General features: G+C 67.1%; 12 protein-coding genes. 8 read left to right on the top strand and 4 right to left on the bottom strand.

What is annotated here, in order from left to right:
- Positions 1-9: 9 nt before the first annotated feature.
- Both BMY53_RS15530 and BMY53_RS15525 read right to left on the bottom strand, forming a co-directional pair.
- Complete coding sequence (locus BMY53_RS15530) at positions 10-1,212, bottom strand: MFS transporter (protein WP_092947391.1); 1,203 nt, start codon at positions 1,210-1,212, stop codon at positions 10-12.
- Entirely contained in the window at positions 1,209-2,480 is a 1,272-nt protein-coding gene (locus BMY53_RS15525) for an FAD-dependent monooxygenase (RefSeq protein WP_092947390.1), read from the bottom strand. The genes BMY53_RS15530 and BMY53_RS15525 overlap by 4 nt, the downstream gene beginning before the upstream one ends.
- 199 nt (positions 2,481-2,679) lie before the next feature.
- Here BMY53_RS15525 and BMY53_RS15520 point away from each other — a divergent pair, with 199 nt between their 5' ends.
- The 8 genes from BMY53_RS15520 to BMY53_RS15485 all read left to right on the top strand — a co-directional run bounded on the left by BMY53_RS15520 (position 2,680) and on the right by BMY53_RS15485 (position 13,587).
- Entirely contained in the window at positions 2,680-3,660 is a 981-nt protein-coding gene (locus tag BMY53_RS15520) for a potassium channel beta subunit family protein (RefSeq protein WP_092947389.1), read from the top strand.
- Positions 3,661-3,868: 208 nt separating this feature from the next.
- Positions 3,869-5,107 (top strand): cation:proton antiporter, encoded by a 1,239-nt coding sequence (locus BMY53_RS15515; RefSeq protein WP_255370220.1) that lies wholly within the window; start codon positions 3,869-3,871, stop codon positions 5,105-5,107.
- Positions 5,104-6,231 carry a YbdK family carboxylate-amine ligase gene (locus BMY53_RS15510; protein WP_092947387.1) on the top strand — a complete coding sequence of 376 codons (1,128 nt, stop codon included), beginning with the start codon at positions 5,104-5,106 and terminating at the stop codon, positions 6,229-6,231. The genes BMY53_RS15515 and BMY53_RS15510 overlap by 4 nt, the downstream gene beginning before the upstream one ends.
- Positions 6,231-6,920, top strand: coding sequence for a nucleotidyltransferase family protein (locus tag BMY53_RS15505; RefSeq protein ID WP_177200901.1), 690 nt, complete (start codon positions 6,231-6,233; stop codon positions 6,918-6,920). The genes BMY53_RS15510 and BMY53_RS15505 overlap by 1 nt, the downstream gene beginning before the upstream one ends.
- Positions 6,921-7,083: 163 nt before the next feature.
- A complete protein-coding gene (gene tkt / locus BMY53_RS15500) occupies positions 7,084-9,141 on the top strand; it encodes a transketolase (protein ID WP_255370219.1) in 2,058 nt (685 codons plus the stop codon).
- An 81-nt stretch (positions 9,142-9,222) separates the two neighbouring features.
- Entirely contained in the window at positions 9,223-10,320 is a 1,098-nt protein-coding gene (locus BMY53_RS15495; protein WP_092947385.1) for a hypothetical protein, read from the top strand.
- A 43-nt stretch (positions 10,321-10,363) separates the two neighbouring features.
- The gene (gap, locus tag BMY53_RS15490; protein ID WP_092947384.1) at positions 10,364-11,365 is read left to right on the top strand and encodes a type I glyceraldehyde-3-phosphate dehydrogenase; all 1,002 of its coding nucleotides are present in this window, start codon (positions 10,364-10,366) and stop codon (positions 11,363-11,365) included.
- 311 nt (positions 11,366-11,676) lie between these two features.
- Positions 11,677-13,587, top strand: a complete 1,911-nt coding sequence (locus BMY53_RS15485; protein ID WP_177200900.1) for a S8 family peptidase — start codon at positions 11,677-11,679, stop codon at positions 13,585-13,587.
- On the opposite strand, the gene BMY53_RS15480 is transcribed toward BMY53_RS15485, so the two are convergent.
- Complete coding sequence (locus tag BMY53_RS15480; RefSeq protein WP_092947382.1) at positions 13,564-14,268, bottom strand: hypothetical protein; 705 nt, start codon at positions 14,266-14,268, stop codon at positions 13,564-13,566. The two genes, BMY53_RS15485 and BMY53_RS15480, sit on opposite strands and share 24 nt — an antisense overlap.
- 7 nt (positions 14,269-14,275) lie before the next feature.
- Positions 14,276-15,223, bottom strand: a complete 948-nt coding sequence (locus BMY53_RS15475; protein WP_092947381.1) for a biotin--[acetyl-CoA-carboxylase] ligase — start codon at positions 15,221-15,223, stop codon at positions 14,276-14,278.
- Positions 15,224-15,254 lie beyond the last annotated feature (31 nt).

Here is a 15,254-nt window from a genome sequence, read left to right as displayed (position 1 = left end):
AGCGACCGCTCAGACCCGGCGCTTGAGGGCCCATGCAGCCCCCACCGCCAAACCCAGCAGCCCCAGCGCATACACCACCAGCGCCGGCCACCCCTGGTGGTCCCAGAACCACCCGCCGAACGCGCCGAGCGTGCTGGACCCGACGTAGTAGGCCAGCAGGTACAGCGAGGCCGCATGCCCCTTGTTGCGTCCACCCAGCGCGCCCACCCAGGCGCTGCTGACCGAATGCGCCACAAAGAAGCCGATGGTCAGCAGCACGATGCCCAGGATCACGGCGGGCAGCCAGGTGGACAGGCTCAACAGCACACCCGCAATCGCCAGCCCGATGCCCGTCAGCAGCGCCGGCGCGCGGCCAAAGCGGTCTGACATGCCACCGGCCGTCGCCGAGGCCACGATGCCGAAGAGATAGGCGCAGAAGATCAGGCCGATGGCGCTCTGGCTCAGCGAGAACGGCGCCTTCATCAACCGGAAGCCAGCGTAGTTGTAGACGGCCACGAAGGTGCCCATCATCAGGAAGCCCATGGCGAACAGGAAGGGCAAGGCCGGATGGCTCAGGTGCCCGCGCCACGCCGCCACGTGTTCCGAGAACTTCACGCCCTGGCGCCGCACGAAGTGCTTGGACGGCGGCAACAGCCACCAGAACCCCGCCGCCGCCAACAGACCCGCCACGCTCACGATGAACAGCGCCGGGCGCCAACCGAAGGCGTCGCTCAGCAGGCTCACACCCACACGGCCCATCATGCCGCCGAACGCGGTACCCGCCACATACTGGCCCATGGCGCGCCCCAGACCACCGGCGTGAATCTCTTCAGCCAGATACGCCATGGCCACAGCGGGAACACCGCCCAACACCAAGCCCTCCAGCGCCCGAGCCACCAGCAGTGCGTGCCAGCTCGGCAGCAGCGAGGCCAGCAGATTGAGCAACGCGGCCAGCGTCATGGACGCAAACATCAGCCGGCGTCGATCCATGCTCTCGGACAGCGCACCCGCACACATGATGGCGAAGGCGAGACAACCTGTGGCCAGAGACAGCGACAACGCGCTGGCTGCCGCGCCCACCTGGAACTCGTGCGCAAACAGCGGCAGCAGGGGCTGCACGCTGTAGAGCAAGGAGAAGGTCGTGAACCCCGCCAGGAACAGGGCGAAGGTGATACGGCGGTAGGCGGGCGTGCCGGGCTGGGCCCAGTCACTGGCGGAAGAGGTACTGCTCACCGTCGCCCGAACATCATCTGGCTGGCCAGCAACCGCTTCACTGGCGGCAAGGCCTGCAAGGCGGCCAGACCGACACCGCGCGCAGCCGGCAGGCCCGGCCAGCGCCACACAAAGCTCCGCGCCAGCGCGTCGGTGGTGACGATGGTGGCCCAGCGGTCCGGCGCACGCTGGAATTCGACACGGCGCAAGGCGCTGTCCACGGATGGTTGACGGCGCAGTGCCTCCACCAACGAGAACGCATCCCGCAACCCCAGGTTGAGGCCCTGCCCCGCCACCGGGTGCAGCGTCTGCGCCGCATTGCCGATGCGCACGCAGCGCCGGTCCACCAAGGTGCGTTCGGCATTCAAGCCCAGCGGGAAGCACTTCAGCGCACTGATGTCCAGCAGCGGGCCCACGGCGTCCGGCAGTTGCTGGTTCAGCACCATCAGACGCTGGGCGTCGCTCAACGAACCCACGTCATCATCATCCTGCGGCTGGCACCAGACGAGCGCGGCGCGGCGGCGGCCGTCCTGGTCGGGCAGCGGCAGCAAGGCCAGCGGCCCACGGCGCGTGAAGCGCTCGTAGGCCACGCCAGCGGGGCTGCCCGGCGACAAGGTCACCGTCCCCACCCAGGCGTTCTGGCGGTAGTCGTGGCTGAGCGATTTACGCGCCTGCTCCGAGAACACACCGCCCTCGGCAATGACGGCCAGGTCGAAGCGCTCCGCGATGTCGGCATCCACCTCGACCTCACCTGCGTTGTCCTGCTTGATCGCGGTCACCGGCTGGCCAAACCGGCTGAACAGCCGTGCGGGTTCCAGAGCAGCTGCGGTTTGCCACGCGGCCTGCAGCGGCGCGACCAATTGGCCGTAGCTCAGCACCGCACCCAGTTGCGGCACGGCCTGCTCCTCGGCAGAAATATGAACCTCGGGCTCGCCCGAGGCGCCAAACCAGGAGGCGCTCAAGGTCGGTGGCGCCTGGCTGACATGCACTTCGCGGATGGCCTGGGCCTGAGCTGCGGGCCACACCTTCAGCCGCTGCAACAGCTGCACGCTGCCCAGCGACAGCGCCAGCGTGCGCGGGTCCCCCGACACATCCCGCTCCAGCGGGCGTGCATCAAAGACGCTGATCTGGGCCAGCGGCAGATAACGCGCGGCGAGCAAGGCCAGCGCCAGCCCGGCCGGCCCCGCGCCCACGACCGCCAACCTCAACGAGGAGGGGCCCGTGGCGCCTTGCGACGAGGAATGGGCGCGCGAAGCGCCAAAGGGGTGGCTGGCAGTGGACTCTGGCATGGCGGTGGCCCCGTACGGCAGGTGCCGCCCGACAGTGGTGGCACGGTCCGGGCACTATAGCGCCGGGCCTGCACCCCGCCCCTTCAACGGCGCGGCCATCGCCCGTCTTCCGAACTGTCTTCTGCGGTTGAGCAATGTTCACGCAACTCCGCTACGCTTGCGTGTTGTCCGTGCGCGCCTTCCAAACAGAGGAACCCCTATGCAATACCGTCGCCTGGGCCGCAGTGGCCTGCAAGTCTCCGAACTGTCGCTGGGCTCCTGGGTCACGTATCACAACCAGGTGGACATCGGCGCCGCCGTGGAGCTGATGGCTGCCGCCCGTGACGCCGGCGTGAACTTCTTCGACAACGCCGAGGTCTACGCCATGGGCAAGAGCGAAGAGATCATGGGCCAGGTGTTCCGCCAGCTCGGCTGGGCGCGCCACACCTATGTGGTCTCCACCAAGTTCTATTGGGGCATCGCACGCGAAGGCCTGACGGTGAACTTCCAGAACACGCTCAACCGCAAGTACCTGATGCAGGCCATCGACGGCTCGCTCAAGCGCATGCAGCTGGAGTTCATCGACCTGGTCTATTGCCACCGCCCGGACCCGCACACGCCGATCGAAGAGACGGTGCGCGCCATGAGCGACATGATCACCCAGGGCAAGGCGCTTTACTGGGGCACCAGTGAATGGAGTGCGGCCGATATCCGCGCCGCCTACGAGATCGCCGAGCGCCACCACCTGCACAAGCCGGTGATGGAGCAGCCGCAGTACCACCTCTTCCACCGCCAGCGCGTGGAACAGGAATATGCGCGGCTGTATGAGGACATGGGCCTGGGCCTGACCACCTGGAGCCCGCTGGCCTCCGGCCTGTTGACCGGCAAGTACCGCAACGGCATACCGGAAGGCAGCCGCGCCTCGCTGGAAAGCATGAGCTGGATGCGTGATCAGTTGCAGGACACGGCGAAGAACGGGGCGGTGGTGCAGCTTGAGGCCGTCGCCAAGGACCTGGGCTGCACATTGGCGCAACTGGCCATCGCCTGGATCAATCACAATCCTCGCGTCTCGACCGTGATCCTGGGCGCGAGCCGGTTGTCCCAGCTGCAGGACAACCTGGGCGCGCTGGCGGTCACGCCGAAGCTCACCCCGGACGTGCTGGCCCGCATCGACGAGATCACCAAACCCCTGGCCACTTGATGCGCTGAACGTCAGGGGCAACGCCGGCGCGGCCTGTAGAAGCAGGGCGGGTCCGGCCCCGCCGCTACCGTGTGTCATGCGTGCCCTGCCCGCCAAGGGTTGAGGGTGCGCCAGCGCACGTTTCACCATCCGCCCCAGACGGTGGATCCTCCGCGACCGCGCCCTAGAATGGCCGGCCGCTCACCAACCGAGGAGTACCCCCGTTTTGATGAACGACCTCGCTAACTTTCTTCAGTTCAGTTCCTGGCCGCCGCGTCTGGACTGGCTGTTCTGGGCCTCGCTGATCATGGTGGCCGCCGGGCTGCTTGGCGAATTCGTCAACCGCCGTCTGGGCCTGCCCCGTGTGGTGGGCTATAGCGTCATCGGCATGCTGCTGGCGGCCCTGGGCCACGGCATCTTCGCCAATGGTGCGCTGGATGGCCGGCTGCGGCTGGTCGTTGACTTGGCGCTGGCGCTGCTGCTGTTCGAGATGGGCTCGCGTGTCCATCTACGCTGGCTGCGCAACAACAAGGCACTGCTGTGGTCCAGCGCGGCGGAAGCCGTGGCCAGCTTTGTGGTGGTGGGTTATGGCCTCACGCTGCTGGGCGTGGCTCCGCTGATGGCGATGAGCTGTGCCGTGCTGACGCTGGCCTCGTCGGCCGCCGTGATCGGCCGCGTGGGGTCTGAGCTGCAGGCTGCCGGCCAGGTCAGTGAGCGCATGGTGGCCCTGGCCGCGCTCAACACCATCTATGGTGTGCTGGCGCACAAACTGCTCATGGGCTGGCTGCAGCTGGACCAGAAGGGCGATTGGCTGGAAGCCATCGCCCAGCCGCTGTACGCCTTTGCGGGCTCCATCGTCGTGGCCATTGTGCTGGCGCGCCTCACGGCCTGGCTGATGCGCCGGCTGGATCTGCGCAATGAGAACTCGGTGCTGATGCTGCTGGGCCTGGTGCTGGTGGCGCTGAGCGTGGCGCGTGTCTTCAATCTCTCCACGCTGCTGGTGCCGCTGCTGGCCGGCATGGTGCTGCGCAACACCACCGAACGGCCCTGGGTGTGGCCGCGCCACTTCGGCACCGCAGGCGGTGTGCTGGTGCTGATGCTGTTTGTGGTGGTGGGCTCCGCCTGGACCCTGCAGGCGCTGGCCACCGGCGTGGTGCTGGCATTGGGGTTGCTGCTGCTGCGCCTGCTGGGCAAGGCGGTGGCGCTGGTGGGCCTGGCCCGGGTGAGCGGCATCGATGCCCGCCAGGGCATAGCGCTGGCGGTGTGCCTGAGCCCGCTCTCCGGCACCACCCTGGTGTTGTACAGCGAGGTCCAGGCCCGGCATCCGGATATTGCCGCCGTGCTGGCGCCCGTGATCCTCTCGACCATCGCGCTCATGGAACTGGTGGGCCCCATCGCCGTGCAGTGGGCCTTGCGCCTGGCCGGTGAACATCAGCCGCACACCTCGCACTCGGAGGCCAAGCGATGAGCCTGGAACCTTTTGCCACTTCGCGCCCTCTGACGATGGGGGTGGAGCTGGAACTGCAGATCGTCAACCGCCACGACTACGACCTGACGCCGGGGTCCAAGGACCTGTTGCGGCTGATGAAGGGCGTGGCGCTTCCGGGCGATGTGACGCCCGAGATCACTGACAGCATGATCGAGCTCTGCACGGGCGTGTGCGAGAGCTATGACCAGGTGCTGGACCAGCTCACGATCACGCGGGATGCGCTGGTGCGCAGTGCCGACAAGCTCAACCTGGGTCTGTCCGGTGGGGGTACCCATCCCTACCAGCACTGGAGCAAGCAGCGCATCTTCGACAAGCCGCGCTTCCAAGAGATTTCCGGGCTCTACGGCTATCTGAGCAAGCAGTTCACGGTTTTCGGCCAGCACGTCCACATCGGATGTGAAGGGCCGGACCAGGCGCTGCGGTTGCTGCACGGGCTCTCGCGCTTCATCCCCCATCTGATTGCACTGTCCGCGTCGTCGCCGTATGTGCAGGGGGCCGACACCGGCTTTCATTCAGCGCGCCTGAACTCGGTGTTTGCCTTCCCGTTGTCGGGCCGTGCGCCGTTTGTGCTGACCTGGGACGACTTCCTGGTCTTCTTCCAGAAGATGACCCGTACCGGCGTGGTCAAGAGCATGAAGGACTTCTATTGGGACATTCGACCCAAGCCGGAGTTCGGCACGATCGAGGTGCGTGTGCTGGATACGCCGCTGACCATCGAGAAGGCGTCGGCCCTGGCGGCGCTCATCCAATGCCTGGCGCGCTGGATCAGCCACGACCAGCCCTTCGCGCTGGCCGAGGATGACTATCTGCCCTACACCTTCAACCGGTTCCAGGCCTGCCGCTTCGGGCTGGACGGCACCTTCGTCGACCCGAAGACGGGTGAGCACCGCAGCCTGCGCGAAGACCTGAACGTGACCCTGCACGCGCTGGAGCCACACGCCGTGGCCTTGCGAGCGGAGCCGGCGTTGCGCTTTGTGCGCGAGGAAATGCGCTGGCAAGGCAATGACGCCACCTGGGCGCGCGGTGTGGTGGACAAGGAGCAACTGCTCAACGAGCTGGTGCGCCAGCAATGTGAGCGATGGGCGGGGCGAAGGATTTCCTGATGCGAGCCATGATTCTTGCGGCCGGGCGCGGCGAGCGCATGCGGCCGCTGACCGACCATACGCCCAAGCCCTTGCTGGTGGTGCGCGGCAAGCCGCTGATCGAGTGGCACATCGAGGCCTTTGTGGCGGCGGGCATCCGGGACATCGTCATCAACACCGCCTGGCTGGACGAGCAGTTCGAAGCCACGTTGGGAGACGGCAGCCGCTGGGGCATCCGCCTGCACTACAGCCATGAAGGCCGTCAGTATGGGGGGGCGCTGGAGACGGGCGGCGGCATTGCCACGGCGCTGGACCTGCTCTGCGCGGATGGAGACGACAGCTTCTGGGCGGTCTCGGCGGACATCTTCATCCCCGAGTTCGGCTTCGACCCCGCCGTGGCCGCGGCCTTCGCGGCCAGCCCGCTGCTGGCGCATCTCTGGTTCGTCCCCAAGCAGCCTTTGCACCCCAAGGGCGACTTCGGCATTGATAGCGACGGCTACGCCACCATTGATGGCGACCTGCAGGTATACAGCAACATCGGCCTCTACCGCCGGACCTTCTTCGACGGTGTTGCGCCGGGACGGCACCAGCGCATCCGTTTCAGCCTGGACCGAGCCATCCAGGCCCGTGCCGTCACAGCCGAGCTTTACTGCGGCCCTTGGGCCAACGTAGGGACGCCTGCACAGCTCGAAGCGCTGAACGGCGACTGACGCCCTCCGCCGCCTTCGGTCACCGTCACGGTCCCGAATCGTGGGCGACCTCGGTCCGGGCCGGTGCTTGCCAAGCCAACCCAGCGCTTTCCAAGCCCGCGGGCGATGAAATCCGACCGGGGCTTTAGAATCCCGGTTTTCCGCAAACTGCCCCCGAAAAGCCATGGCTGAGCCCACCAGCGCCGTTGTCGCCCCCACCTCCACCCTGATGGCCAACGCCATCCGTGCTCTGGCCATGGACGCCGTCCAGCAGGCCAACTCCGGCCACCCGGGCGCGCCAATGGGCATGGCGGACATCGCCGTGGCGCTGTGGAACCGTCACCTGCGCCATAACCCGGCCAACCCGCAATGGGCAGACCGCGACCGTTTCGTGCTGTCCAACGGCCACGGCTCGATGCTGATCTACGCGCTGCTGCACCTCACCGGCTACGACCTGCCGATCGAGCAGCTCAAGGCCTTCCGCCAGCTGCACAGCAAGACTCCGGGCCACCCGGAAGTGGGCATCACCCCCGGCGTGGAAACCACCACCGGCCCGCTGGGCCAGGGCGTGACCAACGCCGTGGGCCTGGCCCTCGCGGAAAAGATGCTGGCCAAGGAATTCAACCGTGATGGCCACAGCATCGTCGACCACCACACCTACGTCTTCCTCGGCGATGGCTGCCTCATGGAAGGCATCAGCCATGAAGCCTGCTCGCTGGCCGGCGCCTGGAAGCTGAACAAGCTGATCGCCATCTACGACGACAACGGCATCTCCATCGATGGCCAGGTCGCCCCCTGGTTCGCTGACGACACCGCCCGCCGTTTCGAAGCCTACGGCTGGCGCGTGATCGGCCCGGTGGACGGCCATGACGTGGACGCCGTGGACGCTGCCATCGGCCTGGCCAAGACCAGCACCGACAAGCCGACCCTGATCATTGCCAAGACCCACATCGGCAAGGGCAGCCCCAACCGCGCCAACACCTCCAAGGCGCACGGCGAACCCCTGGGCGCTGAAGAAATCAAGCTGACCCGCGAGGCCCTGGGCTGGTCGCATGAGCCCTTCGTGCTGCCGACCGAGGTCTATGACGCCTGGGACGCCAAGACTGCTGGCGCCAGCCTCGAAAAGGCCTGGGACGAGCGCTTCGACGCCTACGCCACCGCCTTCCCCGAGCAGGCGGCCGAGTTTGCCCGTCGCATTGCTGGCGTGTTGCCGCCCAACTTCGCGGAAGTGGCGGCCCAGGCCACCATCGGCGCGCACGAGAAGGCCGAGACCGTCGCCACCCGCAAGGCCAGCCAGATCGCCCTGGAAGCCTTCACCGCCGCCCTGCCTGAACTGCTGGGCGGCTCTGCCGACCTGACCGGTTCCAACCTCACCAACACCAAGAGCACACCGGCCTTCCGCCTGGAAGAAGACGGCAGCAGCAACGGTGGCCGCCATATCAACTACGGCGTGCGTGAGTTCGGCATGGCCGCCATCATGAACGGCCTGGCGCTGCACGGTGGCTACATCCCTTACGGCGGCACCTTCCTGACCTTCAGCGATTACAGCCGCAATGCCATCCGCATGGCTGCGCTGATGAAGCAGCGCGTCATCCACGTGTTCACCCACGACTCCATCGGCCTGGGCGAAGACGGCCCGACCCACCAGTCGGTCGAGCACATCTCCAGCCTGCGCCTGATCCCTGGCCTGGACGTCTGGCGCCCGGCCGACACGGCCGAAACGGCCGTCGCCTGGACCATGGCGCTGGCGCACGGCACCCGCCCCAGCGTGCTGGCACTGAGCCGCCAGAACCTGCCCTATGCCGCCAAGACCGGCCAGGCGGTGGACGACATCACCAAGGGCGGCTATGTGCTGTCCGAGCCGGCCGCCATCGGCCTGAAGAAGAAGGCCCAGGCCGTCATCATTGCCACCGGCTCCGAAGTGCAGCTGGCGATTCAGGCGCAACAGCAGCTGGCTGTGGCCGGCATCGCGGTGCGTGTGGTCTCCATGCCCTGCACCAGCCTGTTCGACCGCCAGGACGTGAAGTACAAGAAGTCCGTGCTGCCGGACGGCCTGCCCCGCGTGGCGGTGGAAGCCGGTGTCACCGACATCTGGTGGAAGTACGGCGTGTCCGCCGTGGTCGGCCTGGACACCTACGGTGAATCGGCCCCGGCCAACGTGTTGTTCAAGCTCTTCGGCTTCACCGCCGAGAACGTGGCGGACACCGTCAAGGTCGCCATCGGCGAAGCGCGTCTGAAGTAATGGAACGAAAGGGGGTGTGCAAACACCCCCTTCTTGTTTCGGGCGACGGGGACAACACCACGCCCGTGCAGGGAGAGTCATTTGAAATGCGATATCGAGCGGTTCGGCTGGCGCCAGACCTTCGTCGTGGTGAGCCTGATCATGATGACGGCCGGTGGCGCCCGGGCTCAGCAAGTGCCGACACTGGCCGCTACAGAAGCAGCAGCCAGCGACGAGAAAGAACTGGCAAGTTGCTTGCGCATGCCATTGCGCAAACCGGAGAAGCCCCTCCCCAGCCCCACACAGGAGCCTCCCGGGCAGCTGCGTGTGAACATGCGCTTCACCAGCCCCGAGCTGCCACCGGAAACCGAGGTGGATAACTCCAGCGCGCGTGACGACGTTCGCGACCTCGTGTTGAAGTACGTCGCCAACTATCGATTGCCCTGCCTGAAGCCTGGCGGCGAATACCAGACCTCGCAGGTCTTCGACTTCGGCGATGCCCAGAGGCCGACGCTGTTCACCGCCGCACTATGCGTCGTCCCGCCGGCCCAGCCATTCGACATGGGCGAACTCACACCTTCCAGGCGCCGCAACATCCTGCTGCGGTTGACCTTCGCTGGCGGCGGTCAGCAGCCGCCAAGCATCCAGGTGAACTATTCATCGGCCTCCCCGGCCCTGCAGGCGGCCCTGGTGGCCTGGGCCGCCGGCTATCGGATGCCATGCCGCAATGCCGGTGATAGTGTGGCCATCTTCGAGCAGGCCTTCTCGCTGGCGCCGGCTGACGACACCGCAGAGCCCACCTTCGGCCTGACCACCCTGAGCCTGTCCGATTTCCTGAAGCAGACCGACCACCCGGAGCGGCTGCGCGCCAGCTTCGACTTCAACACCATGGGATGCCCCTTCATCGTCCGCTTCATGAATCAGCGGCCGGTGCGACCCAACATGGCCAGCGCAGGCGACCCGGAGGACCCACGCCGGATCAATCTGGTCCGCTGGCTCGCTGGACTGCGCCTGGCTGTCGAGCCCCCGCAGGAGCCCGACGAGCTTTTCGGCACCACCTTCCAGATCAATGTGCCCTGCGGTCAGCTGGAATTGACCGGCGCCCCATTGGCCCGGAACACCCCGTCCGGGGATCTGTTCAAATCTGCACAAGTTCAGTCGACGGACCGCCCGGACAAGCAGGCGCCCAGCCACGACTGACACAGCATCGCCCACAGTTTTCATAAACCAAGGAGATTTCTTCATGACGATCAAGATCGGTATCAATGGCTTTGGCCGCATCGGCCGCATGGTGTTCCGGGCCGCTGCAGCGAACTTCAAGGACATCGAGATCGTGGGCATCAACGATCTGCTGGAGCCGGACTACCTCGCCTACATGCTCAAGTACGACAGCGTGCATGGCAAGTTTGACGGCGACATCTCGGTGGACGGCACCACGCTCATCGTCAACGGCAAGCGCATCCGCCTGACCGCCGTCAAGGACCCCTCCGAGCTGAAGTGGGCCGAGATCGGTGCCGACATCGTCGTGGAATCCACTGGCCTGTTCCTGACCAAGGACACCGCCGAGAAGCATCTGACCGCCGGCGCCAAGAAGGTGATTCTGTCGGCCCCGTCCAAGGACGACACCCCGATGTTCGTCTTCGGCGTGAACGACAAGACCTACGCTGGCCAGGCCATCATCTCCAACGCCAGCTGCACCACCAACTGCCTGGCCCCGCTGGCCAAGGTGCTGAACGACAAGTGGGGCATCAAGCGCGGCCTGATGACCACCGTGCACGCCACCACCGCCACCCAGAAGACGGTGGACGGCCCGTCCAACAAGGACTGGCGCGGCGGCCGCGGCATCCTGGAAAACATCATCCCCAGCAGCACTGGCGCCGCCAAGGCCGTTGGCGTGGTGATCCCTGAGCTGAACAAGAAGCTGACCGGCATGTCCTTCCGCGTGCCCACCTCCGACGTGTCGGTGGTGGACCTGACCGTGGAGCTGAACAACAACGCCACCTACGCCGAGATCTGCGCCGAAATGAAGGCCCAGAGCGAAGGCGCCCTGAAGGGCGTGCTGGGCTACACCGAGGACAAGGTGGTGGCCACCGACTTCCGCGGTGACGCACGCACCTCCATCTTCGACTCCGAAGCCGGCATCGCGCTGGACGGCACCTTCGTCAAGCTGATCTCCTGGTACGACAACGAATGGGGTTACAGCAACAAGGTGCTGGAAATGGTCCGCGTGGTGGCCGCCAAGTAAGGCGTCTTCACCCGGGGTGCCGGCAGGACGCTGCCGAGCCACCTGCGCCTCAGAGGCCCCGCTTGCGGGGCTTTTTTCTGCCCCGGCTGGTGGGGCTTTGTTTTTCGCCCCGCTTGCAGGGCTTTCCATTGGCCCCGTTTACGGGGCTTTCTTTTTGAGCGCCTTCAGGGTTCAAATGGGCGCGGCTTCCGCTGGTTGGGCGGGCACACCGTCGTGCCCCGCATCAGCCGCCACGGGTGCACGAATTGCCGGCCTGGATGCCGGTCCGGATGGCCGGCCGCAACAGACCGCGCCACGCTGATGGAGCCTCCATGCCCGCTCGCAGACTGAAGTCGATGCACCTGGCCACCATGGCTGCCATGAGGACCACCATGACAGCCTGCAAGAGGGCCATCCTTGCCACGCCCTCCCTGACCGCCATCCTCACCGTCATGGCTGCAACCGCAGCCGCCACCCTCTGCGCCATGCCCTTGCCGGCCCAGGCAACCCCCAGTGACGGCCAGACGGGCGCTACTCCCCCAGCGCAAGCCGGGCCCGCCGGCGTGCTGACCCGCAGCCGTGCCTCAGCAGCACCCGATCAGCGTGCCGACTTCGCCCGGGTCATCGTCCGCTTCAAGGCGGACGCTTCGTCCGTCCGCGCGCGCCCGCTGGCCGCTCGCGCGACTGCGCTGGAGGCGCAGGACATCGCCCAGGTACGTGCCACCACCCTGGGCCTGCGCCATGGCAACCCGCTCAACGCCCGGCGCAGCCTGGACAGCCGTACCCATGTTTTCACCGCCGCGGGCCTCAGCTCCGCCGCACTGGCACGCCAACTGGCGCAGGACAGCGAAGTGGAGTCCGTGGAGGTGGACCGCTGGTGGCGCCCTTATGCGACGCCCAATGACCCGCTCTACGCCACCGCAGCCGGCGGCGGTGTCACCGCCGGCCAGTGGTACCTCAAGGCCCCCGACGCTTCGGTGCTCTCCCCAGTCAACGCACCGACAGCGTGGGATGTGAGCACCGGCTCCGGTGTTGTGGTGGCGGTCATCGATACCGGGGTGCGCTTTGACCATCCGGACCTCAGCGGCCAGATCCTCAACGGTTATGACCTCATTGGCTTTGCGAGCGCGGGCACCACCGCCACCGCCACGGCCAATGACGGCGACGGTGCTGACAGCGATGCCAGCGACCCCGGCGACTGGGTGAGCCAGGCGGACATCGACAGCGGCCGGTTGGGCAACACCTGCACGGCGGACGACATCGCCTCCAGCTCCTGGCATGGCACCCGGGTCAGCGGCCTGATCGCCGCCACCGCCAACAACGGCCTGGGCATGGCCGGACTGGCTTACGGTGCCAGGTTGCTGCCCGTGCGTGCGCTGGGCAAATGCGGCGGCTGGCAATCGGACATCGAGGCCGGCATGCGCTGGGCGGCCGGGGTCCTGGTGCCGGGCCTGCCCACCAATGCCAACCCGGCGCGGGTGATCAACCTCAGCCTGGGCAGCGACGGCAACTGTTCCTCCAGCTATCAGTCCGCCGTCAATGCCGTACTGGCCCAGGGGGCGGTGGTGGTGGCTGCGGCAGGCAACGGCAATGACGAGGGCGGAATTGCCGTGGGTGCGCCAGCGAACTGCCGCAACGTGATTGCAGTGACCGCCGTGCGGCACTCCGGGACCAAGGTGGGCTTCTCCAACCTGGGGCCGGAGGTGACGATCAGTGCACCGGGCGGCAACTGCGTCACCAGCAGCGGCTGCCTCTACCCCATCCTCTCCACTACCAACAGTGGCAGCACCACGCCGGTGGCTGCGGACAATGCCTACAACTATGTCGGCACCGGCACGAGCTTCTCGACCCCGCTGGTCAGCGCCACGGCAGCCCTGATGCTCGCAGTGGATTCAACCCTCACGCCCGCGCAGGTGAAGAGCCTGCTCATGAGTTCGTCGCGGCCCTTCCCGACCACCGGCGCCCAGACGGTCTCCGCCAGCCAGTGCCGGGACCCCGCCACGGTGGGCACCTCGGCGCAGCTGGAGTGTTATTGCACCACCAGCACCTGTGGGGCCGGCATGCTGGACGCCAGCGCCGCCGTACGGGCGGTGGTGGCGGCGCGGGATGGCCCGGCACCCGCACCAGCCCCGTCCAGCAGCAGCGATGGCGGGGGAGGCGGCGGCGGAGGTGGCGCCATCAGCGCCGCCTGGCTGGCCGGCCTGCTGGCGCTGGTGTGCTTACTTCGTCGCTGGCGCACCTGAGGCGCCGACGGCGGGTGCGCTTGCAACCAGTGCGCCTGCGGGCGATGCCGCCGCTACTTCACAGCTCTTGCGGTTGGCGCCCCAGGGTGGATTGGCCACGGCATCCAACCGGGCCAGTTGCAGCCCGTCCACCCGCGGCAAGCGCAGCGTGGTGTGCTGGGTGGGCGCCTGCAAGCGCAACACCCGCAGCCCCTTGTAGTTGCGCTTGCTCATGCCGTCCAGGGCCGCCTGCGCAGCGGCCTCGCTGTCATGGCGGCTCAGCACGAGCGTCGGCTGCTCGTCCGGGAAACCCTGCAACGGCTCGAACGCAATGCGTGCGCTGCGATAGGTGTCTTCCTTGCGGGCCTGGAATTCCTTGCTGGGCATCTTGATGGTGGCCAGCGCCCAGGTCCCGCCCGATGCCGTGCTTTGGGCTTCCCAGGCGCCATTGGGCACGCCGGAGCGGGTCAGCAAAGCCGTGGTCTGGCGCAACGCGTCGTCAGTCTCCAGCGGGCCCAGTTCCACGCAGGCCACCTTGCTCAACTGGGTCGCGGCTTTTTGGCCGAGCAGTTTCAGCTGTTCCGGCCGGACCTGTTGCTCCAGCCGCGATGGCGCGGCCGCCCCGGTGGACATCCAACCCTGATGCCAGGCCAGGAACAGCGCGTTGACGATGAGAAGCAGGACAACAATGGCGCGCAACATCAGCGGCTCACCCCTGACCTGCCGGCGCGCCGGGCGTGCCGCCCAGGCGCACGCTGACTTCGCCACCGGTCACGGCCTGCGGGCCCTGCGCGGTCTGCACCAGCAACTCGCCGCGTTCGCTCACGCCCGCGGCCGTTCCTTCCAGGACGCCGGCGGTGACCGGCCGGCCCTGCAGCAGGTCGCGGCTGGCAAAACGTTCCCGCCAGGCCCCGAAACCCGTGGACGGGAAACCGGCCAGCGCCTGCAGCAACGCGGGCGCCAGACGGGCCAGCGCTTGCGGGGGCGTGATGTCCGGCACCAGTTCCTGCAAGGCGGCAAAGCCGGTGTTGAGCTGGGAATCGGCCACGCGGGCGCGGTCCGAGATGTTCAGACCCACGCCGATCACCGCCATGCGCGAGCTACCCGCCGGCACGGTTTCGATGAGGATGCCGCCGAGCTTGCGCTCATCCAGCCAGAGATCGTTGGGCCATTTGAGCTGCAGGCGCTGCCCTTGCGGGTCCAGGGCCTCGGCAACGGCCGTCCCCACCACCAGTGACAGGCCGGACCAGTCCGAAACCTCCAGCGGCAGCGAAATCGAGAAGGTGAGCGAGGCGCCAGCCGTGCTGTGCCAGCTTCGACCCTGGCGGCCACGGCCGTGGGTCTGATGCTCGGCTACCAGCAGGCAGGGATGCAGATCGTGCTGGCGACGGCCGTACGGACGGGATTCGCGGGAGTCGCCCGCACGGAAATCGCTGCGTCCGTCATGGCGCCCCTCCCCGCGTGCGTCGCCTCGGGCATCAGCTGTGCGTCCATCGCCCTGCTGATGCGTGCGCGTGGCATGCTCACGCCGAACCCGATCCACCAGGATGGCATTGGTCGACTCCACCCGGGCCAGCACCTCGATGCTGAGGCCGGGCAGCAGCGGCTCCAGGTCTTGCCACAGGGCTTCAACGCCCCACTGTTGATGTTCTTGCATCGCCACGAGAAAGAGTCTTGGTCGTCCCGGT

This window comes from Roseateles sp. YR242, assembly GCF_900109745.1.
Classification (GTDB): domain Bacteria; phylum Pseudomonadota; class Gammaproteobacteria; order Burkholderiales; family Burkholderiaceae_C; genus Roseateles.
The sequence above is the reverse complement of the archived record's forward strand: the minus strand, read 5'-3'. Positions and strand labels throughout refer to the sequence as shown.

What these genes read in the sequence shown, in the direction of transcription:
- BMY53_RS15475 (WP_092947381.1), bottom strand. Translation starts at nt 15,223, where the DNA reads ATGCAAGAACATCAACAGTGGGGCGTTGAAGCCCTGTGGCAAGACCTG.
- BMY53_RS15485 (WP_177200900.1), top strand. Translation starts at nt 11,677, where the DNA reads ATGCCCGCTCGCAGACTGAAGTCGATGCACCTGGCCACCATGGCTGCC.
- BMY53_RS15505 (WP_177200901.1), top strand. Translation starts at nt 6,231, where the DNA reads ATGCGAGCCATGATTCTTGCGGCCGGGCGCGGCGAGCGCATGCGGCCG.
- BMY53_RS15510 (WP_092947387.1), top strand. Translation starts at nt 5,104, where the DNA reads ATGAGCCTGGAACCTTTTGCCACTTCGCGCCCTCTGACGATGGGGGTG.
- tkt (WP_255370219.1), top strand. Translation starts at nt 7,084, where the DNA reads ATGGCTGAGCCCACCAGCGCCGTTGTCGCCCCCACCTCCACCCTGATG.
- gap (WP_092947384.1), top strand. Translation starts at nt 10,364, where the DNA reads ATGACGATCAAGATCGGTATCAATGGCTTTGGCCGCATCGGCCGCATG.
- BMY53_RS15515 (WP_255370220.1), top strand. Translation starts at nt 3,869, where the DNA reads ATGAACGACCTCGCTAACTTTCTTCAGTTCAGTTCCTGGCCGCCGCGT.
- BMY53_RS15525 (WP_092947390.1), bottom strand. Translation starts at nt 2,480, where the DNA reads ATGCCAGAGTCCACTGCCAGCCACCCCTTTGGCGCTTCGCGCGCCCAT.
- BMY53_RS15520 (WP_092947389.1), top strand. Translation starts at nt 2,680, where the DNA reads ATGCAATACCGTCGCCTGGGCCGCAGTGGCCTGCAAGTCTCCGAACTG.
- BMY53_RS15480 (WP_092947382.1), bottom strand. Translation starts at nt 14,268, where the DNA reads ATGTTGCGCGCCATTGTTGTCCTGCTTCTCATCGTCAACGCGCTGTTC.